Genomic DNA, 26,891 nt, shown 5'->3' on the forward strand with positions numbered 1-26,891 from the left:
GTGCGTTTTGTATGGACTGTTCTCGTCACCCTACTACTGGTGGGGTGTGATACCCAGGCTCCCTTAAAAAATGGTGATCTTGCCCCCCCCTTTACGCTGCAAAATCTAGAGAATGAACCACTCTATTTTCCCTCTGACCTCAAAGGGCAGAGTGTGGTCTTACGTTTTTGGGCAGATTGGTGCCCCTACTGCCGAACAGAGATGCAGCAGATTGATACCATGCGCCAGGATTTAACCCAAAAAGGGTTATCCATACTGGCCATCAATGTGGGTCAGGATCAACAAACCGCAGCCACCTTTTTACAGGATATCGGTGTTGGATTGGGCTCTTTGTTGGATACAGAGGGTGAGGTCGCCACGCAATATCGGGTGCTGGGTTTGCCCACCACCTTCTTTATTGGTCGTGATGGTCGGATACGTTCAAAAATTGTGGGCGAAGCCAACAAAACCACCTTTTTACGCATGACCAACGCTGTGCTGGCAAAACCCGATCAAGCGCTGACCCGTGCTGACCCCTGAGTTCTCCATGGCTTTTATGGCGGGCATCTTAGGCAGTGGTCACTGCTTAGGTATGTGCGGTGGCTTGGTCAGTGCATTTTTTATGGGCCGGTTTTCCGATCAACACCGGTGGGTGCCCCATGGGCTCTACCATGGAGCACGGCTTTTTATTTATTTCACCCTTGGCGTACTGGCCGGATGGCTAGGACTCATCTTGACCTCCAGCGGGTTGGTTGGAAAAGCCCAAGCCATTTTGCAAATTCTGGCCGGATTATTGGTCATTTTCTTAGGTTTGGAAATCATGGGACTGAAGGGTCTACAGCTGGGTTATGACTTCTGGCCCTTCAACCGTCTCAGTGCGCGATTTATGAAGGTCGGGGAAAAAGGGGCACTGCGGGGGGCCATCGCTGGTGGAGTGCTCAACGGTTTAATGCCGTGCTCCCTTACCTTAGCCATGGTGGTACAGGCCACCACCAGTGGGGGTGCGCAACAGGGTGGCACACTGATGTTAGCCTTTGGTGCGGGCACCCTACCCGCCATGCTATTTGTCGGCTTTGCCTTTCATAAATTGGGCATCATTGTACGGGGTTGGTTATTAAAAATCGCCGCACTATTTATCGTCATTATGGGCCTTCAAACCTTATGGCAGGGCCTAACCTTTTTTTCCATTATGCGCCTGTTGGGTAATGGCTAATTACACGCAACAATGAGGACACAGTTATGAACCGACGCAAAGCAATGCAGATGCTGGCTGCCATGGGTGCCGGTGTTGTGACCACAAGCCACGCTGTGGCCGGTGGTATGATCAAGCCTTGGGAGTGGGTCCAAAAACGAGATACCGTTAAAAATACAGACGGTACCCCTTTGCAGTTTGAACCCAAAGGCCAACCTGATCCACACCCAGAAGTGGATGATATCACTAAATATCCTCGCTGTCCCTATTGTGGGATGAGCCGACACATGTGGAACCATAGCCGACACCTGATCCACTACAGTGATGGCCTAGCCGATGGGACCTGCTCTCTTCATTGTGCCTCAGTCAGTTTAAGTTTGAACCTGGACCGGGTACCCAAAGCGATCTATGCCGCTGATTTTGGTGCCAAAGGTAAAATGAAACCCCTCATCAACATTGACCATGCTTTTTATCTCATCGGTTCCCAACTACGCGGCACCATGAGCACCACCAGTAAAATGGCCTTTCAAAATGAAACATCCGCCAACAGGGCCCATGAGAACTATGGTGGAAAATTGGCCAAGTTTAATGAAGCACTGACCCAGAGCTATCTGGATATGGCCAACGATACCATCATGATCCGTAAGCGTCGGGAGAAGATGCGTCAGAGTCATATGGGCATGAAACATCACTAAACTTTATTTGCCCCCCTTACGCTTCACCTCAAGGGGGGCAAGCTTTTTATAGGAGCCCGTTTATGCACAAACGTTTATGGATCATCCTAAGCTTTTGCATGGTGTTGCTTACGGTAACGACGGCACAAGCCCAACACGCCCCTATCTTAAAAACCGTCACACCCGCCAGGGGTGATACCTGCCCTGTATGCGGTATGTTTGTGGCCAAATATCGATCATGGATCGCAACGGTTCAGTATAAGGATGGTCATGCTCATCATTTTGATGGCGCCAAAGATCTGTTTAAATATCTTAGAAATCTAAAAAAATATGCCCCACACCATCAGGCTGAAAATCAACAGCTTATCTCTGTGACAGAGTATTATGACCTGCAATCCATCGATGCCCTACAAGCGTGGTATGTGGTTGGTTCCGATGTCTTAGGCCCTATGGGTCATGAACTGATACCCTTTGCCAATCGTGCCGATGCACAAACCTTTATGCAGGACCACAAAGGTGTACGTATTGTACAACCGCATCAGATCCAACCCAAACTGCTTAAACAGTTGGACCAAGGTCTGTTTAAACCCTAAACATTATAATCCGACCGATCTATTTTGTTCCGGTTGGATCTTTTACCCATACTGCATCTGTAAGCATGGTGTGTCGGTTGATGCTCTCACGCATGATGGCCACCTATCACCTTTGCCATAAGCCACTGCACACCCCTGTTTATATCGGTTCACAAAGGTATTTCTCTTGTCAGAACAGAGGATCCTTACCTAAGAAGCTAAAGTATGTCGAGCATGGGTCTATACAACGACCCTAACCTTTATATACCCCTTGACCGTAGAACAACATTCACCCAACCCTATCAGTAAATATATGGAAATCTGTATATTGTGTAAACAGTTAGACATACACTAAATATCGTTATTTATTCTTGGGATGATTCATCTTTTTAACAAATAAGTTTGTCATCCATATCATATGTAACGTACCATAACAGCCATAAAGGCGGTGTTACAGCACCCCACTACCCCTATACATAGAGTGAGAGTCGTCCATCATGAGTGAGGTTGAGCAGCTATCACTGGCACAATGGGAAGGGGCTTTTACCTCAGATCGAGCACTACCTGATCATCTTTACGACCAGGATATTATCTGGTCAGAGGATCTGGTTTTGGGCCTTGATGTACTGGATCGTGACCATAAAGTTCTGGTCTGCATGATCCGCTGTCTTTTGGGTGACTGTGATATGCCCACCCAATATGGGTTTGACCAAATCACCATCCATGGTCTGTTTACCCATCTCTTAAGCTTTACCCAGTTTCATCTACAACGGGAAGAAGCTTTAATGGCCCATGCCAACTACCCCAACTATCTCCGTCACCAGCAGGAACATCAGCTGATCATGCGGGAAGTACAGAACATTGCCAGCAGTTACCATAAACATCCAGATCCAGCGATCATTCAGACTTTGGGACAAAAATTTCGTGTCTGGCTGTTTGGTCACATTCTTGGGGATGACCGCAGCTTTGTAAACCATGTTAAACACTCAGGGTTAGATCCAAAAACCTTTCCACCCAGCCCGGTCCAAGCCCCCCATTTTGCCCGAAATTTAGACCTGATACCTTAGATCGTTTGTATAGGGATCATCCGCCTGCTTTTATCCCCCCATGGCTGTTACCATCTTTCGCCCTCCCAACCTGCTAAAGGTATGATACCTTTTGAGGTGGTTATATTTATGGGCAAGGTTAGGTGTATCACACATCCCAACCCAGCCCATTTTCCAGGTTGGGGTCCCACCAATGGGTTTTTCTAGACTGTATCATCTCTCTATCTGCTTGATTTGGATCACACTTGCCATGGCAACAGCGGTTCCAGCTGATGCACAAGCAGAGCGTGAGATTGGTGTCATTAACATTGGCGTTTTGGCCATGCGTGGTGAGCAACAAGCGATCAAACAGTGGAAGGCAACCGCTCGCTATTTGGATGGGAAAGTTCCTGGCCAAGCCTTTGAAATTATTCCCATGCCTTTTGACCAAGTTGATACACTGCTTCAACAGAAGATGTTGGATTTTATTATCGTCAACCCGGCCCTTTACGCCCGCATGGCCAAAAAACATGATCTACAGCGGATGCTAACGCTGAAAAAAAAGCTCATTACAGGGGATGTAGTTGAACGCTTTGGGTCGGTTATCTTTACACGCAATGGACCGGCCACCCCAAACCGCCTTGCCGATCTACCCAACTACCGCCTTGCTGCTGTAGACCCAAACTCCTTGGGTGGCTGGATTATGGCCAAGCGGGAGATGCTCGAAGAGAGTGTCGAAGCTGAACAGCTCTCCAACACCCAATTTCTAGGAACCCACGATGCTGTTATCCATGCGGTACTGGATGGCACAGCAGATGTTGGGGTGGTGCGCACCGGTCTACTGGAGAGCGTCAGTCGAGAAAAAGCGTTAGATCTAAATCTGTTTAAAGTTATAAAAAGTGAGGCGGTTGAACCTTTTCCTCTACGGGTCAGTAGCCGCCTTTACCCTGAGTGGCCTTTTGCCCGTCTGCCCCATGTGCATGACCGTATTGCTAAACTGGTTTCCATCTCCTTACTGAAACTACGCGCCAAACATAGTGCCGCTCAAGCGGCCCGTATTTATGGTTGGGATTTTGCGGGGGATTATGATCTGGTGAGTGAGACCTTGGCCATTACAGATGGCAAAGTTCTTAAACAGAAGCCGTTGGTACTACCCACCGCGGTTACCTTTGATCAAACCGGCTTTTTAATACAAAAAGCTGCCCTCTTTTTTGCCCTTATTTTTTTACTGATTATTCTCTGGTGGTTTATCCGTGGTCGCCCAACCCAGTTAACGTTGCGTGAGACCCTCATGTTGGTTGGGGTGGTCTTTGCTGGCTTACTGATCTCCAATGGAGCTTTTGTCTCCATGTTGTTAGAGGGTCAAAAACAGCAGTCTGAGATTGAAGCCCACAAATATGCCTCACTTAATCTGGCACTGGAGCTTAAACAATCCTCGGATGATCTCACCCGTATGGCCCGAACCTTTGCGGTCACCGCCAAACCGATTTATGAAAACTACTTTAACGCCATTATTAAGATGCGGGATGGCCACATTCCTCACCCTGAACACTATAGTCTCAGTTATTGGGATCTCATTTTGGCCGGTGTTCGACAGCGGGATCAGAAGGGGCCTCAATATAACCTTGAGGAACGTATGACCAAACTGGGCTTGTCTGACGAAGAACGCGCCAAGATCGAGCAGGCCAAAGTGGCGTCAGACACATTAATTGCGTTTGAAGCAACGGCCATGAACGCTGTAAAAGGTCTGTTTAAAGATGCTCAAGGTGGGTATACCAAAAAGGGTAAACCCAACCTTAAAATGGCCCGAGACCTATTGCATGGGGATGATTATCACCATACAAAATCCCGTATTGTGGCGCCTATTAGTGACTTTTTTACCCTATTAACATGGCGCACCACCCAGGAGCTAAACAAAGTACGGGCCCGCAATAAAGCCATTATCACAGGTATTACCCTACTGACCGGATTAACCATCCTCTTTACCCTCTACATTTTTTTCCTTTTACGTCGCCGTATTATCGCACCCCTTGCCATTTTACAAGCGGGTGCGCAGACCATTCAAAATGGCCAATACACCCACCAAATTGGCTACCAAGCCAAGGATGAAATGGGCGATCTAGCTGTAAGCTTTAATGCCATGGCCAGCAGTATTGCCCACCATACAGACCGCATGCGCAGTATTATCGATACCGCCATTGATGGCATTATTGTGATTGATACCCAAGGGTTTGTGCATGAGTTCAGTCCGGCTGCTGAACGTATTTTTGGCTATACCAAAGCTGAAATGATGGGGAAAAAGATCAATCAATTAATGCCCTCACCCCATCAACAGGATCATGATGCCTATATGGCCCGCTATCTGGATGGGGGGGAAGCACATATTCTGAATCAACTGCGTGAAGCCGTTGGTCTATCCAAAGATGGGCAGACCTTCCCCCTTGACCTCTCTGTTGCTGAAGCTTGGATCCATGGGGAGCGCTACTTTACCGGTATTGTACGGGATATCACCGCCCGAAAAAGAATTGAGGAGCAGGTTCGAGAATCCGAACGAAACTTCCGCTCCATCATTGAGAACGTCAATAACATTATCTACCGCTTAACCCTGGGCGGACACTTTAGCTATGTCTCCCCAAACTGGACTGAACTATTGGGGCACGACACCGAAGCGATCACCGGTCAGTCCTTCATGCATTTCATCCATCCAGAAGATCTGGAACAGTGCCAAACAGCCCTGCAACAGTTGATGCGAACCGGGCAGAAACAGAACACCATTCAATACCGGATTAAACATCAGAATGGTCACTACCGCTGGCACATGTCCAATGTTGCCCCGGTCATGGATGATGTAGGGCAGATCATCCATGTTCTAGGCAGTGCCTATGATATTACCGAAGAGCGGGCTGCTTCCGACCGTTTGCAACGCACAGCCCGTTATCAAAATGGTGTGGCCCTGGCGTCAGCAGCGCTATTGGATAACCGAGGTGCCGCAACCTGTATAACCACGGCATTGGATCATTTGGCAGCCTGTAGTGAAGTTACCCGGGTTACCCTGGTAGAAAACCATGGGGATAATCTGACCAAGCCCTTACAGATGCAGCATCTCTACGAGAGTAGCTCACAAGGGATGCGGGTTGTACGTAAAGCCACCAAATATCAGGATGGTTTTGAACGTTGGCAAACACTACTAAGCCGGGGTGAGCTTATTCACGGTCCGGTTTCTCAGCTTCCCCCAGATGAACAACCCCGCTTACAGGCCTGCGAACTCCAATCCATTTTGGTCATCCCCATTGAAGTAGAGGGTCGCTGGTGGGGCTTTATGGCATTTGATGAAACCCGAGAACCCAGAGTGTGGTTTGATGATGAGATCAACATGCTAACCACTGCTGCGGCCATCATGGGTGGTTTTTTAACCCAAACCCAGCTTAAAGAAGAGCTGGTCACAGCCATGCAAGCAGCCGAGGCGGCCACCCAGGCGAAAAGTGATTTTTTGGCCAACATGTCTCACGAAATCCGCACACCGATGAACGCTATTATCGGTATGTCACATCTCACCCTACAGACCCAATTGACCAGCCGACAACGTAACTATGTCTCTAAGGTACACCGTTCGGCTGAATCGTTATTAGGTATCATCAACGACATTCTGGACTTTTCAAAAATTGAAGCCGGCAAGCTGGATATGGAGAAGGTAGACTTCCACTTGGAGGATGTTTTTGACAATCTAGCTAACCTTGTCGGCTTAAAGGCTGAGGAAAAAGGTCTGGAGTTGCTGTTTGATAACGATCGCAACATACCCACCGCATTGATTGGGGATCCCTTACGCCTTGGTCAGATCCTGACCAACTTGGGTAATAACGCGGTTAAGTTTACCGAAACAGGTGAAATTGTTATCCAAACCCGTCTTCAATCCCAACAGGATGGACAGATCACTCTACACTTTACGGTACGTGATACCGGCATAGGCATGACCCCGGAACAGCAAGCCAAGTTGTTTCAATCCTTCAGTCAGGCGGATGCATCCACCACCCGTAAATATGGAGGAACGGGCTTAGGCTTAACCATCTCTAAAAAGCTATCTGAGATGATGGGTGGACGCATTTGGGCCACCAGTGAAGCAGGGGTTGGCAGCGCTTTTCAATTTACCGCGCAATTGGGTGTCCAGATTAACCCAGCCGTACGTTATGAAGTGGATGAAGCCGCCTTGGCCGGTTTAAAGGTATTGGTGGTGGATGACAATGCCAGTGCTCGGGAGATACTTTCGGATATGGCCCGTAATTTTGGCCTGCATGTGGAGCTGGCTGAGAGTGGTCGCCAAGCATTACAAGCCATTGAAGCTGCTGAAAAGGCCAACCACCCCTTTGATCTTGTCTTTACCGACTGGCAGATGCCCGAGCTCTCTGGTGTGGCTTGTGTGAAAGAGCTACAAGGTGGCCACCTAAATACCATTCCATCCGTTATTATGGTAACCGCTTATGGTAAGGATGAGGCTTTAAAAGAGGCGCAGCATCAGGGGGCGAATCTGGATGCCATCCTCACCAAACCGGTCACAGCCTCGACACTGCTTGATGCCGTGGCGGAATCCTTAGGGCGGGGGCTTGTCCGCCGTGAGGGCAACAGCCGGGCGCATATCAACAGTGGTGAGTCTGAAGCAGCCCAAATACGTGGTGCCCAGGTTCTGCTGGTTGAGGATAATGAGATCAACCAAGAGCTCGCCCTTGAGCTGCTGGCCAATGGGGGGGTGCAGGCTGATCTAGCCACCAATGGGCAAGAAGCGGTACAGATGGTGACCGACACAAGCTATGACGGTGTATTGATGGACCTACAAATGCCGATCATGGATGGTTTTACAGCGACACAGCAGATCCGTCAGCATGCACAATTCAAAGATCTGCCCATCATCGCAATGACAGCCAACGCCATGGCAGGGGATCGTGAGAAGGTGATCGCAGCGGGCATGAATGATCACATTGCCAAGCCCATTAATGTCCGGGAGATGTTTGCCACCATGGCCAAATGGATCACCCCTTCCGGTGAAGCCATTTCGGTACAGACAAGCACAGATACAACACCACAACCTGACCTGCCCCAGCTACCGGGTATTGATACCGATGCAGGGTTGGCCACCACCCAAAACAACCCCAAACTCTACCGTCGACTCTTGGGTAAGTTCTTGGATAATCAGGAAGATTTTGAACAACAATTCCGCCATGCCTGTCAACAGGATGATCCCCAGGAACCGACCCGTTGTGCCCATACTTTAAAAGGGGTCGCCGGTAACCTCGGTGCCAAAGAGGTCCAAAAGGCGGCGGCCATTTTAGAAGATGCCTGCTTACAAGGTGAGAGTGGAACACAGCTGGAAGCGCCGCTACAACAGCTGTTAGTTGTTTTACACCCGGTTATTCAAGGCTTACAGCAGTTGCAAGAGACCCAGCATGCACCCACGACAACGCCTCAGGTAGACCCTGTTGTGTTAAAACCGCTTTTAGAAAAAATTCAGGCGCAACTGGAAGAGGATGACAGTGGTGTTATTGAAGATCTAGAGCAGGTCGAAGCCCTGGTAACAGGATCCCCCCTATACGCCCCCTTGGTTGACGTGATGGAAGCGGCCCAGAACTACGATTTTGATGAAGCGCTGGAGCACCTGCCCAAACTTTTAAGTGCGCTTACTCAAGCAGCTACCCCAGACCACACCGCGCAGATTGAAGAGCTCATGACACAGTTAGCCGTCAGGTTAGAGGAGGATGATACTGAAGCCACCGAGCTGGCTGAGCAGCTGCAACCTCTGCTGAATAGCACCCAGCAAACGTTGCTGCAACGTGTGATACAAGCCATTGAGGTTTATGATTTTGAGGCGGCTTTGGATGCCCTAAATACGGTGCGGCAAACCTTGACGGTAGAAACCGAGTTGGCCTAACCCACCTTCGGCCTAATCCAAGCTGGCCATAAGCTGATCATAGCCCGCTTTGGCATCTTCAAACTCATATTCATCCAGATCGGCTTCCAACTGGTTGAGTTTATCGGCATGGGGCGTGCCCGCCACTAACGGTTTAAGCAGCAGAACCTGCTCTAACGCTTCAGCATCGCCATCCTCAATCAACCCCCCCAAACGACTGAGCGCTTTTTTAAGTGCCAGCACATCACCCTCAGCATTGTTGGATGGGGTAGTCGGAACAGCATCCTGCTGGTGTGCAAACAGTTGGGACAGTGTGTTAGATACCTGCTCCACAGCCGCAGCAAAGGGTTCTAACAGAGCATCAACCGCAGCTTGGTCACGCGCTTGTAAAGCCACATCCAGATCGGTGGAGAGTTTATGGACCGCCTGCGCCCCAACCGTGCCACTAATGCCCTTATAGGTATGCATCAGTCGTTGGGCATCGCCCATTTTCTGTTCCGTTAAGAGCTGGCTTAACTGTTGAGCCACATCCCCATACCGGTCGAACATATTTTTCAATGTTTTCAGATAGAGTTTTTTATTGCCATTGAGATGCACAAGCCCACGGGCCATATCCACCCCAACCAGGGTGTCAGGAAGGGTAATCTCTGTCTCTGTATTACGCTCTGGTAGTGGTGCTGAATCATGGCCACGCACATATTGACTGAGCGTCTCAAACAATGTGGGTGGATGAATGGGTTTACCAATATGCTCATTCATCCCTGCATTGATACAGCGCTCACGATCACCCGCCATGGCGTTGGCTGTCATGGCAATAATGGGTAACTGAGCATAGCTGGCGTGGCTGCGGATCACCTGTGTGGCTTCATAGCCATCCATCACGGGCATCTGGATATCCATTAATACCCCATCAAAAAGCGCGCCGGAAAAAACCGCATCAACCGCTTCTTGACCATTGTTGGCGATGGTTACATTAACCCCTTCAGCTTCCAGCAGTTCACTGGCAACCTGCTGGTTAATCTCATTATCCTCCACCAATAAAATATGACTACCAGCAAGGGTGGGCTTTTCTCCCTGACGATGCTGTGGGGTGACACCTGCCGCAAGCCCCAATGCATTTTGGTAGCCCAACGTATCCAACACCGCTTCGAACATAATGCTTAGATTAACCGGTTTTGTCAGACACATATCTACCTGGGCATTTTCCGCCGCCAACATCACATCATCCCGGGCGTAGGCGGTCACCATAATAATTTTAGGCATATTGGCATGGGGAAAGCGCTGGTTGATCTCATGGGCTGTTTTAACGCCGTCCATCTCTGCCATTTTCCAATCCAAAAAGGTCAGCGCGTAGGGTTCTCCTGCTTGTATAGCCTGCTCCACCGCACAGACCGCTTCTTCCCCTGAAGCAACCGCCGTGACGTTAAAGGAAAAAGACTCCAAAGCCTTTACCATAATCTCACGTGCAACGCTGTTATCATCTGCAACCAGGGTACGTAGGCCAACCAAATCCTTGGAAGGTAACCGGAAACGTCGGCGATCTTGATCTTTACGGGCCAAACGTGCGGTAAACTTAAAAGTACTCCCCTCCTCTGGTGTGCTTTCGACCCAGATTTTACCCCCCATCATGTCCACCAACCGTTTACAGATGGTCAACCCCAAACCACTGCCACCATATTTACGGGTTGTGGAGCTGTCTGCCTGAGAAAAGGCTTGGAACAGACGACTGATTTGTGTCTCCGTCATGCCAATACCGGTATCATGCACTTGGAACAACAAGGTGACTTGATAGTCCGCCAACTGCTCGGCGGAAATGGACAATACAATATTGCCCGAGTGCGTAAACTTCACCGCATTATTGGCCAAATTGATGAGAATTTGACCCAGACGCAGAGGATCACCCACCAATTTTAACGGAACATCCTTATCCACCTGAAAACTAACCTCCAGCCCTTTCTCCTCTGCCTTCATGGAGATAAGGTTGGCCACATTGTTGAGCACATCCTCCAAATCAAAGGAGACGTTCTCCATGGTCAGTTTGCCAGCTTCAATCTTAGAGAAATCCAGAATATCGTTGATAATGCCTAAGAGAGATTGCGCTGAGTAGTGGATTTTTGCCACATAATCATGCTGTTTTGGGTTCAGGTCTGTCTTCAAAGCTAGGTGCGACATGCCGATAATGGCATTCATGGGCGTGCGGATTTCGTGGCTCATATTGGCCAAAAAGTTACTCTTAGCACGGTTGGCTTGCTGTGCTTCCTCTTTGGCGGATTGCAGCTCACGGGCCTGATTACGTAGCATCAGTTCCCGGGAAACCGTATTGGTAATATCTTGGATAAGGATGACACAGTGGCGGTGGCCCAGATCATCCCGTATGGATTTGATCTGTACCATCTGGCTCATACGCTGACTCTGTTCCTCACTCTCCGAAGCGGTAAAAAGAGGTAAGGGGGCAGGATTAAGCCGGTGAGAGAGCATCGTCGGCAGGCCAGTGGTTAAGGCACTGTTAACCGCACGGGCCAGACGACTCCCTTTGAGTTCAGGAAAAATATCCAGCAGCTTACTACCCATCACCTGGGCAGCAATGAGCTGGGATCCCCTCTCCATCCACTCATTCCAAAATACAATGGTCTGCTGAGGATCTACAATGATGGTACCCACCGCATTGAGCTCTAAGGCACGACGCATCAGGGTATTGTCCAACTCATGCATGGTGTGCAACCCTTACTAAAAGGCCGACAGAATGACTTCCAGCTCCTGTTTGAGGCGTTGCATGGCCTGAGCCGAAAAGAGCAACACCACAAAACCACTGAGTGTGTGCTGTTGCAGCTCCTCATCACTGGTTTTAAAGTCCATCATCAACACAAAGGCCCGCTCATCTTCATTGTTACTCTGTGCCATTAGCAGATCCCGCTGTGCCGCCAAATGGGATGAGACATCCAACAGAAAACGGCTGGACCCTTTTAAAAACTCTGCCGCCTCAAACTCAAAGTCCAAGGTCATCATCTGGGTAAAACTCTCCAGAAAAGCATTGATGATGACATTACCGACATCCTGCAGCGTCTCTTGCTCCAGCTCCGTCAAGACATCCAAAGGCATATCATCACTGAGCAGGGTTCGCACCAGCTCCAGGGATTCAGCACCTGGAAAGATCAACAATGCGGTGCCGGTCAGCTCCCCGCGGAAGTTCTGGCGGATAGCCACCAGCTTCTCTTCCTCATTATCCACCAGCATACGGGTAGCCTGCTCATACGGTACCACCGTTAAACGGGGCAGCGAGAGCATCACCTCATTATCTACCATCTCACTCAAAGAACTGGCCGCTTTACCCAAACCCATATTAAAAAATTCTTTAAGGGCGTCCTCTTCCAGTTCACTCAGTTTAAACACAGGGGGATCCTTCTCGACAGCTCGATAAACACACGGTACGTGGTAGATGTAAGGGGCCGTTCTCTGGTCTTTGGCATAGAGTATACCCAGCCAAACTTAAATGGGTAACCCTTCAAACCCCTATGGCTTATCTTTGGTATGTTTACGCGCCAAACCTATGGTTTAAAATCTACTCTCATCAAGGTTGGTTACGACTAAACATTCTTTGATGTTCCTGCCAGTTTTCCATGACCTTTTTTTGGATTTCCGGATACGGGGTGTCTTTGTTCAGGTAGTAACGCGCACCCTCCATTAAGCAGGCTTCCCACACTTCAGGATGTTTCACCGATGTGAGCATAATCACGCAGGCATTGGGATCATCACCCATAATGGCTTTTAAAGTCTCCACACCATTGAGTACCGGCATTTCAATGTCACAGAGCACAATATCCGGTTTTAGCGCCTGGTACATCTCCAGCCCTTTTTGACCATTCTCTGCTTGGCCAACAACGGTAAACCCATGTTCGGTAAAAGCTTTGCTGTACATCAAACGTAGCGCATAATCATCATCAATCAACAAGATCCGAATCTGATCATTACTAGACATACTTCCCACCCCCGATAAGTGGTTGTTTATCTGCTGTTAAGCCTGGAGCAAAACGGTAAAGATTGCCCCTTCACCCGCATGACTTTCCACACGAATATGCCCGCCGTGGGCATCCACAATCTTTTTAACAATGGAGAGACCTAAACCGGTACTCTTCTCATGCCCTGTCGGCTGGGCACTGAGTTTTTGGAAGGTACCAAAAAGCTTGGTCTTATCCTCTTCGGACAATCCTGGGCCTTCATCCTGCACAGCCAGAAAGATGGTATCGTTCTCTTGGCCTGTTCCCACGGTAATGTGACTACCTGGTGGGCTGAACTTAATGGCATTGCTGATCAAGTTATCGATCACCTGGATCATACGGTCTGTATCAAAAGCAAAGGTAGGCACCGGACCGGGCACCATCTCGATGGTGGAGCTCTTTTTCTTGGCGGCCATCTGTAACAGCCGCACGCGGCTCTGTACCAGCGCGGAAAAATCACCCGGCTGAAGCTTTAATTCAAACGTGCCGCTCTCAATAACCGAAACATCCAGTAGATCATTGAGCAGGGTTAGCATCTGCCCACTCACATTATGGATGGTGGTAATAAACTCGGTGTTCTCCTCTTTGGAAAGCGGCATATGCAGCATCATATCCGATAAGCCATTAATGGAACTTAACGGGTTGCGCAGATCATGGGCAGCCATACCCAGAAAGCGGTTTTTCAAGGCATTGAGATCCATCAACTGCCGTTTTTGCTGTTGGAGATGAAGATGGGTCTGTACACGCGCCAAGACCACCTGTGTATTAAATGGTTTACGGATAAAATCAACCGCACCCACCTCCAAGCCACGGGTTTCATCCTCAACGCGATCCATCCCCGTTACAAAAATAACAGGGATATCCTTGGTGCGAAGATTCTGTTTAAGCTCCGTGCAGACCTCAAAGCCATCCATCTCCGGCATCATGATATCCAGCAAAACAAGGTCTGGTGGGGGCTCCACCATCACCCGTTTCAGGGCTTGGGCACCACTTTTGGCAACCAGGGTTTTGTAATCCTTGGCAAGCAGGTCGACCAGTATATCGATGTTACTCTTCTCATCATCCACAATGAGAATCTTAGCTTTTACAGCATCCATCAGTGGTCAATCCTGTCCCAAGTAATACAACTGGTTGCGGCCCTTATCTTTGGCTTGGTAGAGCGCCTGATCAGCCCGTTCCACCAGATGGTTTGCATCGCCATCCTGGCTTGGTAGCACGGAGGAGATACCCACACTAATCGTCACATAAGGGGCAATGTCTGACGGTCCATGGGGTATTTCTAGTTCACGAATACCATGCAGCACCCGGTTGGCCACAGTGACCGCCCCTTCATGGCAGGTCTCTGGCAGAACACAGGCAAACTCTTCGCCCCCATATCGGGCCGCCAAATCCATCGGCCTAGGCATGGCATTGGCAATGGCATCCGCCACCTGTTTTAAACAACTATCGCCATCGGTGTGTCCATAGTGGTCGTTATAGCGTTTAAAATAGTCAATATCCATCAGCATAAGAGAGAAAGTACGCTGATAACGTAACGCCCGCTCCCATTCATAGGCCAAAAACTGATCAAACCGCCGTCGATTGGCAATACCTGTCAGACCATCCTGAATAACCATCCGTTCCAGCATATCTTTATGCTGTTTCAAATCTATATGGGTTTTGACACGAGAGCGGACCACCAAAGGGTGAAAAGGTTTGCGAATATAATCAACCGCCCCCACTTCAAACCCTGCGACTTCATCGGCATCGGTCTGGCGTCCGGTAATGAAGATAATAGGGATATCCCGCGTTTGGATGTTATCTTTGATCTGACGACACACCTCAAAGCCATCCACCTCTGGCATCATAATATCCAGTAGGATCAGGTCAGGCACCAAACCACCTTGTAGACGCTTTAAGGCTTGTACACCGCTTTTAGCCGCAATGGTCCGATACTCACTCTTAAACAGATTGATAAGAATATCTAAATTGATCTTCTCATCATCCACAATAAGAATGGTCGCTTTTTCAGTCGCATCCACAGACCAACTGTATGGGATATTGGATGGCTGGGGTGTCAGTGGCATAGATGAAGCGATGGATCGACCCTTTGCGACATGGTTGCAGATCATAAAGCTCTAAAAGCTCAAATTTATCATAGGCAAACTGTTGGAAACAAGCTGCTAACCTAAGTCATAACTACTTTTGCATGAAAGTAGCCAAAGTACCGCTAATTCCAAAGAAAAACGTGGTTTCACCCGTCCCATTAAGACGGTAATTATGCAATCTTATGCCATTTTGTCAGTAGTGCGGGCGCTTAAACCACAACCCCCAGTGCTTGATAACGTTGAATGATGCTCTTTTCCACTTGGGATAATGATGGGCCAGGGGTGTGCAAGCTATGGGTATGCAGTATCGACATATGTTCAGAGGGTACCGAAATGCCCCCGCCTGTATGGGGTGAAACCAGTGTATATATGGCGGCATTTGGCATGCTTGCAAAACGGTTTAACAGGGCAAGGTTCAACTGTTGAGCACGGGCAACACTCTCTATATCTGCATGGCAGGCAGGCTGTAGCACACCATGGGCTAAAAGCACCTGTGTCACCGCAATCGCCTGCATGGGGGCATCAGGGGTAGAGGAGATGTGAGTGGCCAAAGCAGAGAGTGTCTGGGGCGTATGTTCGCTTAAGGCTGCCCGGATCGGATCTAACTTCTTTTGGGGTAGTTGGAATTTACCAGCCGCCCCCTCAACCTTAATCGGCTCACTGGGTAGGGCATCAACCAACACAACCGGCTGTTGCATTAACTGATCCACACGTTGATGTGGCGTGAGCCTGGTGGGAGATTTCATCCAATACCCAGAACGAAATCCCTGATTAACCATAAAGTCACGCATACTTTGACGTTGCGTTGGGTCCGCGGCAGATTCCAACAAAGCATTCTGTGCCGCTGTAAGGTGCAGACTCTCCATGCTATCAACAAACTCTGCGGAACAGGCAAATTCCAGCTGAGCCTGGGCCATTTGTTGCGCCACCTGCTCAAAAGAGAACGGGTACCAGTGTTGATTAAAATATTCATGGGCCAAATAGGCCACGGGGCGTTTGGAGAGTTGTGTGAGCTGTTTGGCCATACCGGGAAAGTTATCTTGAAAGACTGGGCTATGGTTGACCAGCGCTTGCATGAATTGCAGGCTCTGTACAATAGCGACCTCTGCCTCTAAACCTGATGCCGTTAGACGAGAAAAATGGTTCAGCATCATCTGCCTGACCGGTACCATCCCAGCCCAACGCGGCAAGCTGTTAAAACTCAGGTACAGTACACCACCTGGTTTGAGCTTACGTGCGAGGAAGTCCAGTAAGATCTGGCGATTTTCCTCTGAGACCCAGCTCCAAACCCCATGGATGGCCATATAATCAAAGTCAGGAAGGTCATTTTGGGCACAGAAGTGCTCAAAACTGGCATCGGCCAATTGCGCTTCACCTTGGTAGTGGTTCACCAACCCTTGGCAAAAATGTACCTGATCGGTTAAAAAATCGTTCCCCCACCACTGCACCTGGGTCGATGTGGCATGCATAGCCAGACTGACACCCTGACCAAAACCCAGTTCACAGCCCTGTTGTATCAAGGGCGGCTGAAACCCAGCCAAACGCAAAGCCAGCTCCAACCTTTTGGGATTAAGCACCTTATGGTAGCTGTAACGGTAGTTCAGTGCGGTTAAATACCCATCCGACCATAGGGAAGTTGCCATCTTTTTTTTAAACTCCTCACAACCATGGATCCTGAACCCATTCATCTAAGCAAATACAGTTTAACTGGACTTTCTACCTATTTTCCTGCATATCATAAACCTTTAAAGATTGTATAAAAGGTGGTCGTTAAACCCGCCAAAATCTAACAGCAACTTCCTGTGTTGAAATGGTAACTGATAGGCTAGTTGTATGTTGTGTCATTTAAGACACCTTATGATCCCTTAATGTATCACCGTGGGACACTATCCTGACCTGACGTTGGAAATTACTATGTCTGAACATACCCCTGTTTCCAAACCTTATGATACCGTCAGCGGTGATATGGAAAAACAGCTGATGGATCAGCTGGCTGACTTATGTGAAAGCAGTGAGGTCAGCCCGACCGAACGTTCCGACCAGGCCTGGTGTGACGATACCGCCTTGGCCTTTGAGCTTATGGCAGCTACTGAACGTGAAATGGCCGATTTTCTAGGCCGTGTGGAAGCGGGTGAAAAACTGGATACAGAGGGTTTGGATCTCTCCATCTCTCGCTTAAACGATTCGCTGGCCACAGACCCTGACGCCCTGTTGAGTCTCTCACTGTTACGTACATTTGATGGTGAAGGTTTTGACCATACCATTAATGTCGCGGTCTACATGATGGGGCTTGCCCGTGGTTTGGGTATGGATGATCAAATGGTGGCGATGGTTGGTAAAGGGGGGTTACTGCATGATGTGGGTAAAGTCCGTCTACCCCAAGCACTGATCAATAAAACCAGCCCCCTTGACCTTAGTGACCTAAAACAGATTAAACGCCATGTCGATCTGACCCTAGACTCCCTCTCCCGGATGGAAGGTCTCTCTGACGATGTGCGGCGTATTGCTGCAGAGCACCATGAGCGGTTGGATGGTTCCGGTTATCCCAAAGGGCTTAAAGGGGAGCAAATCAGTCAACTCGGGCGTATGGCTTCCATTTGTGACTGCTTTGATGCCATGACCTCTAACCGCAGCTATCGCCGTGCTAAAGAGGGTAAGCAGGTGCTCAGAGAGTTGGTGCTAGAGGGACGTGAGCGGGGTACGCTGGATGCCAAACTGGTTGAGATGTTCATCCGTGTGGTGGGTATCTACCCCGTTGGCTCTTTAGTGCGTTTGGCAGATGGACGCGTGGGGGTGGTGATGCGTAACAACCCCAAAGATCTTTTGCACCCCTCCATCAAAGTGGTTGCTAAAGGGACGGATAACAGCGCCATCTCACCCAAACGTTTGGATTTGGCCAACCATCGTAATGAAGAGGGGTTGCGTATCGTTGGTACCGAGTCCCCCGCCACAACCCGTATTGACCCCATCCCCTTCTTACCAGGTTCAGAGCTTTATCAACAGTAGTCCGAAAACTATCAGGTTATGCCGTTGGTGGTTGATCCACGCAGGCAAAACAAGAACCGTTGTGCCCACTGTTTTTTGCCGTACACATCACTTGATCCGCTTGACCAAGCTCTCACCATCGGTATGCTAAAGGAACGGCGAACAGCGTCATCCTACCTGGACGTTTGGATTTGGCCAAACACCGTCATGCAGAGGGGTTGTGTATCGTTGGTACCCAGTCCCCCGCCACCATCGGATTGACCCCATCCCTTCTTAGCCCTTCAAACCGGGTTCAGAGCTTTATCAACTGTCGTACAATAACGGTCAGGTTATGGCGTTGGTGGTTTATCCACTAAGGCAAAACGGTAACGGTTACGCCCACTATTTTTTGCCGCATACATCGCTTGATCCGCTTTTTTGACCAAACTCTCACTATCGGTACCATGTTTGGGGTAAAAACTAATGCCCACACTGGCCCCAATTTGACACGACTCTGGGCCAATGGGAAAAGGCATACTCAGAAAGTCGATAATCTTCTGCGCAACCAAAGCCACATCATCCGGCGCCTCTGCCAGTTGTCGTAGCACAATGGCAAACTCATCGCCCCCCAGTCGTGCGACGGTATCTTCACTACGGAGTAAGGATTGTAGCCGTTTGGCGACCTCCTGCAACAAGCGGTCGCCGATATCATGACCGTAACTGTCGTTAACCTGTTTAAACAGATCCAAATCCAAGAATAGTACAGCTAAAATACCATCCCGACGGCCCGCTTCACGGATACCCTGGTTAAGACGCTCTTTAAACAAAATACGGTTGGGTATGGCGGTTAAGGCATCATAAAACGCTAACTGTTCCAGATTGGCCTGAGCCGCTTTTCGTTGGCCAATATCGGTAAAGATCGCCACAAAGTGTGTCCGCTTACCAGATTGATCCTTAATATCACTAATACTCAACCAATGGGGTAGGATCTCACCCTCTTTATGGCGGTTCCACAGCTCCCCACTCCAACTACCTGACTTCAACAAGGTTTGCCACATCCGAGCAAAAAACGCATGATCATGGCGTCCAGAGTTCAACAGGCTGGTTGGCTGACCGAGCAGCTCTTCTGTACTGTAACCGGTCAGTTCTGTCATGGCCGGGTTGGCCATCTCTATACAGGCATTGGTATCGGTCACCAGAATACCATCTTTGGCATACTGCATAATGCTTGAGCTGAGTTTGAGGTGATGCTCAACCTCTTTACGTAAAGAGATATCCCGAACCGTTGCCACCACCCAGCTCTGGCCATGGTAATCAAATTGATTGGCAGATATCTCAACAGGTAGCTCTTTGCCACCCTTGCACATACCTTGGATCTCAACCGTACGGCCAACCACCATGGTAGCTTGACCACTTTTTTGAAACTGTTGAAATCCGCGCTCAGCCTGCTCCCTAAACCGTAAAGGGGCCAACAGACGGTGTACGGGTTGACCGAGCACTTCGGTCTCTTCATAACCAAAAATACGCTTAGCTGCACGGTTCCAGTAGACAATCTGGCCCTGTTGATCAATCACCACGAGCGCATCTTGAACATGAGTGACAATACGACTTAACAGAGCTTCTCGCTCACCAAGTTTACTGATTTTCTCAGCCGTTTGCCCCATCTGCCCCATAGCCTTTAATAGAACAATAAAGAGCAGCAACGCCAAGGTAGCTATTAAGGCCAACATGGCATATGAGGTACGACGAACCACCTGCTCTAGATTAAGCAAACGGTCCGATACATTATAATAAAGCTCAAATGCCCCAAAAAAATGTCCGGACTTTACAATGGGTACGTAGGTCTCAACCACATCCTTTGTTTGGAATGAGCCTTCCATACTGGCTTGCTGACGACGCACCAGTTTTGTAAAAGGCACACCCTGAGCTACCTGTTGCGTAAAGTAGGGTTTATTATTGATTCGACCAATATCTTTGGCATCTGTGGAGTAAACAATCAGGCCATCACTATTAAAGACCTTCACCTTTTCCAGGTTAAACTCTTTGGTAAACTGATCGATGGTTTTTAAAAAGTTTTGGGGGAGCCGATCTTTGCGAATACCCAAGGGTGACTCAACCAAAGGATGGGCCAGATGGCCCCCTAAGCGCTGGGCCTCTTGCTCAATATCCGTCAAGACACTCTGTACAAATTGGGGGTAGACCCAGAACCGCTCCAGAACAGGGATAGCGACAAAAGCGAGAATGCACAACAACATCAAATTGCGCAGATAGTTTGTTTGCCAGATCAGGCGAAGTACAGAAGGTTGTTCCTGGGACACGAGAGGTTCCTTCCGACCAGTATAGAATAGAGAACATCGGTCAACCCCTTGAGGATCAACCACCTCTCCAATGTATCAGGTTTCTCAGAGCCTGCCCAGATACCGTTCTTAAGTTTTTAGCGGAAGTAAAACATCCTATGCCTATGCAAAAGCATGAACAATAAGGAGAGAGGTTGGTTATTCCCAGTTACGGATATCCCGGTTAACGTAGACACCACCCAGTTGATTATCAGCCCCTAAAGAATAGAGATCAAAATCACCATGTTGACCTGGATATACATAATAGAAAGAGCGTCCCCAAGGATCCATTAACGCGGCTGAATCCACATAGGGGCCTACCCATCTGGTCTGTCCACGAGGGCCCTCAACCAAGGCATCCAACCCTTCGTTTTGGCTAGGAAAATCCCCGACTGTCCGAGAATACTCCAGCAAAGCACTATCCAACAGTTTGAGACGCTTTTCGGCGATCACAACCTTATCACCACGTAGCTGTTCGATAAACTGCCCACCAAAAAAGAACCAGATAAAACCACCCAGTGACACAACCACCACAAGCTCAACCATGATAATACGCCAACGCTTGGTATCTGGTAACGAACTGGCCATGGATTCCAGCACCTTCAAAAACAATGAATCGATAGGGAGATGGTAACCATCTACCGGAACTCAAATCACACCCTGCACAAGAAAGGAATGCACTGTCAACATCGCATAACATCATACCTTAGATCTATATAAGGTTCTAGTAGCATTAATACCTGTGCCATCTCAAGCCTGTTTGAATATGGTTTATAAGAATATTTTTTACCTCTTTTAAACCATACTGATGCGGAATCTTGGATAAGTCACACCCTATATACCCCTTTTTTCAGCTCAACCTAAGGATAAAGTGCAAACTTAACGATATTATAGCGCCATATTTTCATGCTTTTACATTTTTCTCTAATGCTTTTTTAGCCATATAGGACTAGCTTAAACTTAGATAAGGATGAATTTTTTATATTGACTAACCCCTATAATTTCTTAATACTACGACATACGGGCTTACAAGACGTGCGATGCGGATTTGACCCAAATACCGGACTTGAAGGAACAATCTTTTGGATTGTTCCTTTTTTTTGTCTTTTTTGCATAGATCTGCTCAAGCAAGCACCCATCTAAAATCCCAACCATAGGCTGCCCACCATTAGAATCGTGACACTTAAAACCGCCACCCTCTTTGACGACTGACCCACCCCTGCAGGCATTTGCGAACCAGCAACCATCTAAGCTTTTGACGGATAGCGCCCCTAAACATGTATCGTATAACACATATGAAGCATTACATTTTCTTACCACTATGGCATAATGTTGGACCGTAATGGGTAGATGAGCTGGACCCTTGTCATCTATACAGCCCTGCTCTCATTGGGTGGGTTAGACAAGAAGGCCAAACTCAAGCCAGCTTGGCGCACGCTAGGGATAGGAAAGCCTGAGATGGCACACACGGAGTCCAACCCTCCCGATCATTCCATTAAAACCCCCTTCTGCTATGGTGGCATGCTCTGCCCTGTCGTTGCCATTCTTCTATGGACACTCCTGGTTGGCATCTCTTTACAGTGGAATCTCTCCGAACAGCGCATACACAATAAACAGCTGGTGGTGGACCGCAGCCGACATGTCTTTCAGCTGATTCAACTGACCAGACAGTGGAATGCGCAACATGGTGGAACATACGTACCCATTACGTCCGAGACCCAACCCAATCCTTTTTTAAATCATCTCCCCAACCGGGACTTGACCACACACGAGGGGTTGCAGTTGACCATGGTCAACCCCGCCTTTATGACCCGGCAAATTGCCGAGCTGGCCCGTAACTCTGGGCTGCTGTTTCATATCACCAGTCTTAAACCGATCCGCCCTTCCAACCGAGCTGATGCTTGGGAAGCGGTGGCTTTAAAAAGGTTTGAGAGCGATACTCAAGAGATTTTTGAACGGGTGGGTCAGGGAGAATCAGCCCTCTATCGCTACATGGCCCCCCTACATGTTAAACCGACATGTATGAAATGCCACGCAAGTCAGGGTTATCAAGTTGGTGATATTCGGGGTGGTATTAGTATTTCCGTCTCGGCCCAAGAGGTTGATGCCTCTTTACGGGATGTCATCTATAAACTGTTAATCAGCCACGGTATAACGTGGCTATTTGTCTCTCTATTACTGCTGTCCATCATCTTACGTCACCGCCGCTTTATGCGTACGACCTTAGCCCATGAAGCGGAGCTGGAGACACGGGTTGAACAGCGCACAGATGCCTTACGCCAAGCCAATGATCGGCTAGAAAAAGAACGCAACCGCCTGCAATACATCATTGATGGGGTTACAGAACCTTTAATGGTCATCCGTACGGATTACCGTATTGCACTGATGAACCGTGCCGCTCGGGCGTATAACCCCCAATTGGTCGATGAACAGAAAAATTGCTATTGCCACCTCTTAACCCACCAACGTCATACCCCCTGTGAAGGGGACGACCACCCCTGTCCGTTGGAAAGGGTTAAAGAGACCGGCCAGACTTTTACCACCATCCATCGTCATCTCATGCAAGATGGGGAGGTTCGCTATGTCGAACTGCTGGCCTCTCCCCTATGTGATGAGTCTGGCGAGCTATGGGCGATTATCGAATCGAGCCGAGACATCACAGAATATCAGGCTATGCAGGAGCAATTGAAACGGGAGAAGGATGTCTCCAACGGGATTATTGACTCTCTTAGTGGTGTGTTTGCTCTGCTTGATCAAAATGGCCACATGGTACGTTGGAATAAAAATTTCTCTCGCGTCAGTGGTTATACAGATGCTGAGATGGAAGGCATGTCCGTTCTAGAACTTATTTCCCCTAGCAGCCGTCAGGCCATTACACAAGGTATGGCTGAGGTGTTCAGTCAGGGGCACGCCATCCGTGAAGGAACCATTTTAACCAAAGACAAACAAGAGATCCCCTATGCGTTTCAGGGCGATCGTATTGAAATTGAGGGTAAACCCTATCTCAGCGGTAGCGGTGTCGATATCTCGGAACAGCTACAGATGCGTCAAGCCCTGCAAGAGAGCCAAGATAACCTTGATCAAGCGCAAAAAGTGGCAGGATTGGGCAGTATTATCTGGAAACCCAAGTCTGGGCTAATGCAGTGGTCTGATCAAGTCTACAGCATGCTGGGTCTTAAACCTGGAGAACGCAGCAGTACACTGCGTACATTATTGTATGGCATACCCAAACCCGAACGACGCGATCTGCTCAAGCGGCTCTCCCATCTCCGGGAACAGACCCATGAGATTGTCGAGCGGGAGGTGCATTTATCAGGCTTTGATGGAGAAACGCGTCAACTCCACTTACGTGGTCAAATGCGCCATAGCGAGGATCACCAACAGCCCACTTTATTGATTACCCTATTAGATATTACCCAACGTAAAATCATACAAGAGCAGCTGCAACATCAGCTGACTTTTCAGCAGACGCTGCTTAATACCATCCCCATTCCAGTCTTCTACAAAGACCATACCTTGCGCTATCAAATGGCCAATGATGCCTTTAGCCAACTCCTTAAGCGCCCCTTGGAAGAGATCTTAGGCTATACCGTCTATGAAACATCTCCCAAGGATATGGCTCATGTGTATGACAAGGCTGATCGTGAGCTGCTGGCTCATCCTCAAGAGATTCAGCAGTATAAATCTACCATTCAACCCCAGAGTGACGATCCACGGCATGTCATTTTCTTTAAGGCGGTCATGCCCAGTGATGAGGGTGGTCATGAAGGGATTATCGGGACCATTTTGGATGTTACCGAACAGACCCGTGCGCAAAATGCTTTAGTGGAGTCAAACCTTCGTTTTGAGACGGTGCTTGGTAGCCTTGAAGCCTACGTTTTTGTGACAAACCTAGAAACCAACACCGTACTCTTTATTAACCATGCTGCCCGACTCCGCTTTGGTGAAGCAGTGGGACGATCCTGCTGGGAAGCCTTTAATTTTGGGTGCGAAAAAGGTCAGTGTGAACAGTGTGCCTTACTGGCCCAACAAAACCCCCATCATGGACGCCATTGGGAGTATCACCACAAAAGCCTTGGGGAGTGGTATGCCATCCGAGCCCGTACCATCCCTTGGACGGATGGGCACTATGTACGATTGATGGTGGCAACCGATATTACCAGCCTAAAAAAAGCCCAACAAGATAGCCGGTTGGCCATGGAACTGGCTGAGCAAGCCAACCGCGCCAAGAGTGAATTTTTGGCCACTATGAGTCATGAAATCCGTACCCCTATGAATGTTGTGGTGGGTATGTCCGATGTTTTGATGGAAAGTTTGGTGAGTAGCGAACACCACAATCAGATGCGTTTGATCCAACAAGCTGGCAATACCTTATTGGATTTGATCAACGATATTCTGGATATCTCTAAAATTGAAGCAGGGCAACTGGAACTGGAACACACCCCCTTTGACCCTGCCCTTTTGATGACAGAGACGGTGGCCATTTTTCAGGCCCAAACGGCACAAAAGGGGCTAACCCTTACCAGCCAAATTGTTGAACCCCTGCCCCAAGCCCTCATCGGCGATCGCGCACGGCTACGCCAAGTGTTGGTCAATCTTTTAGGCAATGCCATTAAGTTCACCGAACGTGGTGGTATTGAAGTTCAAATGGGTTATGAGCATCACCAGCTATGGTGTGCCGTCGAAGATAGTGGACTGGGTATTGCGCAAGAAAAGTTGGAGCAGATCTTTGATAAATTCACCCAAGCTGATAGCAGTGTGGCACGTCGGTTTGGGGGTAGCGGGCTTGGTTTGGCCATCAGTCAAAATTTGATCCATCTAATGGGTGGTGAGATCGAAGCCAAAAGTGAACTGGGGCAAGGCAGCCGTTTTCAGTTTCATATTCCAGCACTGATTGCAGATCAACTGGAGATAGCCTCACATCATGTGATGGAAGAGGCCCAGACAGACGTTGAACCGCTGCATATTCTACTGGTAGATGATTCTGAAGATAACCGTATTCTCATTCGTACTTATTTAAAGAAGAGCAACCATCAGTTGGATGAAGCCAAGGATGGCGCTCAAGCGGTAACCATGGCGACAGAAACAACCTATGATCTGATTTTAATGGATATCCAAATGCCGGTTATGGATGGCTACCACGCAACCCGAGCCATTCGTACGTATGAACAGAAACACAACCTACCATCAGTCCCTATTCTTGCCCTGACCGCCCATGCCTTAAAAGAAGATGTTAAAAACAGCCTGCAAGCGGGCTGTCAGGATCACTTAACCAAACCCATCCGTAAAAAAGATCTACTTCAAGCCATCAACCAATATGGGGTGGGCTAAGGCTGAAACCAGATCCATCCCTCTTTTTTAATCTGCGCTAAATGATCTTTTGGGGGTGGCAATGCCTTACCCTGTAAAAAATCTTTGGTGGCCAAAAGACAGAGTAGCGCATCAAGATCATGATCTGTTTGGCTCATGACGGTGTGTAGGTGAGCGGGCATATCAATCTCTTCTGCCACGGCCTTAACCATCTGCAGACGGGTCTGCTTGGCATGTGCATCCTCTTTTTTATACCCTTGGCTGGCATACCCGCGTTGACGGATAACCGCTGCAGGATAGGTTTCTAAAAGTCCAATTTTCGGTGTCTCTGCCGGATGCCATAACATAGCTACTTCTGGATGTGACGACCGGATTAACCCGATCATCCGCAACGCTTCATGAGCCGTTCGAGCAATACGATCTGCGGCAACATCCAAAGGGGTTTTGCCTAAATGTTGCCGTACAACCTTATCGGTCATACGTCGCAACAGATCATTGGCTGATCCCTGCAGCGGTTCACCCGCTTGGTGATGGAAAAGTTGATTCATAAAAGGGAATGGCCACCCCAAAGGTGCGTCCATGGCTAGAATAAGTGGGGTCTGAAGATGGCTAAGTTGGTCCACCAACTTTTGCCAGTTATCATCATTAAGGTCCGATGCCGTCAGTGTTTGTTGCAGGGTTAAACGGGTGTTGTTCCAGTGCCCCACAGCCACCGACATACGTGCCCACTGCGTGGCACAGTCAACACCCAAAATAAGACGTTCACTTGGCTTCATATTCAATCTCTGTCACAAGGATATCACTTGATAAGCGGCGGATTTTTAACTAAAATGCTCAGCTTCTTTTAGGGGTGTGGAAGCC

Annotated in this window: 17 protein-coding genes; 8 read left to right on the plus strand and 9 right to left on the minus strand. The window is 48.7% G+C overall.

The window, feature by feature from the left end; all coding sequences use genetic code 11:
• The 6 genes from V5T57_RS02140 (at position 1) to V5T57_RS02165 (ending at position 9,359) form a co-directional block, all read left to right on the plus strand.
• Positions 1-519, plus strand: coding sequence for a TlpA family protein disulfide reductase (locus V5T57_RS02140; RefSeq protein WP_332889508.1), 519 nt, complete (start codon positions 1-3; stop codon positions 517-519).
• Positions 506-1,192, plus strand: a complete 687-nt coding sequence (locus V5T57_RS02145) for a sulfite exporter TauE/SafE family protein (RefSeq protein WP_332889509.1) — start codon at positions 506-508, stop codon at positions 1,190-1,192. The genes V5T57_RS02140 and V5T57_RS02145 overlap by 14 nt, the downstream gene beginning before the upstream one ends.
• A gap of 26 nt (positions 1,193-1,218) precedes the next feature.
• Entirely contained in the window at positions 1,219-1,866 is a 648-nt protein-coding gene (locus V5T57_RS02150; RefSeq protein WP_332889510.1) for a nitrous oxide reductase accessory protein NosL, read from the plus strand.
• Between the two features lie 62 nt (positions 1,867-1,928).
• Positions 1,929-2,438, plus strand: a complete 510-nt coding sequence (locus V5T57_RS02155; RefSeq protein ID WP_332889511.1) for a nitrous oxide reductase accessory protein NosL — start codon at positions 1,929-1,931, stop codon at positions 2,436-2,438.
• A 476-nt stretch (positions 2,439-2,914) separates the two neighbouring features.
• The gene (locus V5T57_RS02160; protein WP_332889512.1) at positions 2,915-3,484 is read left to right on the plus strand and encodes a bacteriohemerythrin; all 570 of its coding nucleotides are present in this window, start codon (positions 2,915-2,917) and stop codon (positions 3,482-3,484) included.
• 229 nt (positions 3,485-3,713) lie between these two features.
• The gene (locus V5T57_RS02165; RefSeq protein ID WP_332889513.1) at positions 3,714-9,359 is read left to right on the plus strand and encodes a PAS domain S-box protein; all 5,646 of its coding nucleotides are present in this window, start codon (positions 3,714-3,716) and stop codon (positions 9,357-9,359) included.
• A 12-nt stretch (positions 9,360-9,371) separates the two neighbouring features.
• Here the strand turns inward: V5T57_RS02165 and V5T57_RS02170 are convergent, their stop codons facing one another.
• The 6 genes from V5T57_RS02170 to V5T57_RS02195 all read right to left on the minus strand — a co-directional run bounded on the left by V5T57_RS02170 (position 9,372) and on the right by V5T57_RS02195 (position 17,063).
• Positions 9,372-12,050, minus strand: coding sequence for a response regulator (locus tag V5T57_RS02170; RefSeq protein ID WP_332889514.1), 2,679 nt, complete (start codon positions 12,048-12,050; stop codon positions 9,372-9,374).
• A gap of 15 nt (positions 12,051-12,065) precedes the next feature.
• Positions 12,066-12,728, minus strand: coding sequence for a hypothetical protein (locus tag V5T57_RS02175; RefSeq protein ID WP_332889515.1), 663 nt, complete (start codon positions 12,726-12,728; stop codon positions 12,066-12,068).
• Positions 12,729-12,906: 178 nt separating this feature from the next.
• Positions 12,907-13,314 (minus strand): response regulator transcription factor, encoded by a 408-nt coding sequence (locus V5T57_RS02180; protein ID WP_332889516.1) that lies wholly within the window; start codon positions 13,312-13,314, stop codon positions 12,907-12,909.
• Between the two features lie 36 nt (positions 13,315-13,350).
• Positions 13,351-14,430, minus strand: coding sequence for a hybrid sensor histidine kinase/response regulator (locus tag V5T57_RS02185; protein WP_332889517.1), 1,080 nt, complete (start codon positions 14,428-14,430; stop codon positions 13,351-13,353).
• A gap of 6 nt (positions 14,431-14,436) precedes the next feature.
• Positions 14,437-15,399 (minus strand): diguanylate cyclase, encoded by a 963-nt coding sequence (locus tag V5T57_RS02190; protein WP_332889518.1) that lies wholly within the window; start codon positions 15,397-15,399, stop codon positions 14,437-14,439.
• A 230-nt stretch (positions 15,400-15,629) separates the two neighbouring features.
• A complete protein-coding gene (locus V5T57_RS02195; RefSeq protein ID WP_332889519.1) occupies positions 15,630-17,063 on the minus strand; it encodes a methyltransferase regulatory domain-containing protein in 1,434 nt (477 codons plus the stop codon).
• A 271-nt stretch (positions 17,064-17,334) separates the two neighbouring features.
• Between V5T57_RS02195 and V5T57_RS02200 the strand changes: the two genes are divergently transcribed.
• A complete protein-coding gene (locus V5T57_RS02200) occupies positions 17,335-18,426 on the plus strand; it encodes an HD-GYP domain-containing protein (RefSeq protein WP_332889520.1) in 1,092 nt (363 codons plus the stop codon).
• Between the two features lie 308 nt (positions 18,427-18,734).
• Here the strand turns inward: V5T57_RS02200 and V5T57_RS02205 are convergent, their stop codons facing one another.
• Positions 18,735-20,702, minus strand: coding sequence for a diguanylate cyclase domain-containing protein (locus V5T57_RS02205; protein WP_332889521.1), 1,968 nt, complete (start codon positions 20,700-20,702; stop codon positions 18,735-18,737).
• A gap of 177 nt (positions 20,703-20,879) precedes the next feature.
• Entirely contained in the window at positions 20,880-21,308 is a 429-nt protein-coding gene (locus V5T57_RS02210; RefSeq protein WP_332889522.1) for a type II secretion system protein GspG, read from the minus strand.
• Positions 21,309-22,070: 762 nt separating this feature from the next.
• On the opposite strand from V5T57_RS02210, the gene V5T57_RS02215 reads away from it, so the two are divergent.
• Positions 22,071-26,051 (plus strand): PAS domain-containing protein, encoded by a 3,981-nt coding sequence (locus V5T57_RS02215; protein ID WP_332889523.1) that lies wholly within the window; start codon positions 22,071-22,073, stop codon positions 26,049-26,051.
• On the opposite strand, the gene V5T57_RS02220 is transcribed toward V5T57_RS02215, so the two are convergent.
• Positions 26,048-26,806 carry a DUF429 domain-containing protein gene (locus V5T57_RS02220; protein WP_332889524.1) on the minus strand — a complete coding sequence of 253 codons (759 nt, stop codon included), beginning with the start codon at positions 26,804-26,806 and terminating at the stop codon, positions 26,048-26,050. The genes V5T57_RS02215 and V5T57_RS02220 overlap by 4 nt on opposite strands.
• Between the last annotated feature and the right edge of the window lie 85 nt (positions 26,807-26,891).

The organism is Magnetococcus sp. PR-3 (genome assembly GCF_036689865.1).
Taxonomy (GTDB): domain Bacteria; phylum Pseudomonadota; class Magnetococcia; order Magnetococcales; family Magnetococcaceae; genus Magnetococcus.

Bases quoted from the DNA above. Each gene is read 5' to 3' on its own strand.
- V5T57_RS02190 (WP_332889518.1), bottom strand. From the start codon at position 15,399: ATGCCACTGACACCCCAGCCATCCAATATCCCATACAGTTGGTCTGTG.
- V5T57_RS02195 (WP_332889519.1), bottom strand. From the start codon at position 17,063: ATGGCAACTTCCCTATGGTCGGATGGGTATTTAACCGCACTGAACTAC.
- V5T57_RS02160 (WP_332889512.1), top strand. From the start codon at position 2,915: ATGAGTGAGGTTGAGCAGCTATCACTGGCACAATGGGAAGGGGCTTTT.
- V5T57_RS02185 (WP_332889517.1), bottom strand. From the start codon at position 14,430: ATGGATGCTGTAAAAGCTAAGATTCTCATTGTGGATGATGAGAAGAGT.
- V5T57_RS02200 (WP_332889520.1), top strand. From the start codon at position 17,335: ATGTCTGAACATACCCCTGTTTCCAAACCTTATGATACCGTCAGCGGT.
- V5T57_RS02180 (WP_332889516.1), bottom strand. From the start codon at position 13,314: ATGTCTAGTAATGATCAGATTCGGATCTTGTTGATTGATGATGATTAT.
- V5T57_RS02165 (WP_332889513.1), top strand. From the start codon at position 3,714: ATGGCAACAGCGGTTCCAGCTGATGCACAAGCAGAGCGTGAGATTGGT.
- V5T57_RS02215 (WP_332889523.1), top strand. From the start codon at position 22,071: ATGAGCTGGACCCTTGTCATCTATACAGCCCTGCTCTCATTGGGTGGG.
- V5T57_RS02150 (WP_332889510.1), top strand. From the start codon at position 1,219: ATGAACCGACGCAAAGCAATGCAGATGCTGGCTGCCATGGGTGCCGGT.
- V5T57_RS02170 (WP_332889514.1), bottom strand. From the start codon at position 12,050: ATGCATGAGTTGGACAATACCCTGATGCGTCGTGCCTTAGAGCTCAAT.
- V5T57_RS02220 (WP_332889524.1), bottom strand. From the start codon at position 26,806: ATGAAGCCAAGTGAACGTCTTATTTTGGGTGTTGACTGTGCCACGCAG.
- V5T57_RS02210 (WP_332889522.1), bottom strand. From the start codon at position 21,308: ATGGCCAGTTCGTTACCAGATACCAAGCGTTGGCGTATTATCATGGTT.
- V5T57_RS02155 (WP_332889511.1), top strand. From the start codon at position 1,929: ATGCACAAACGTTTATGGATCATCCTAAGCTTTTGCATGGTGTTGCTT.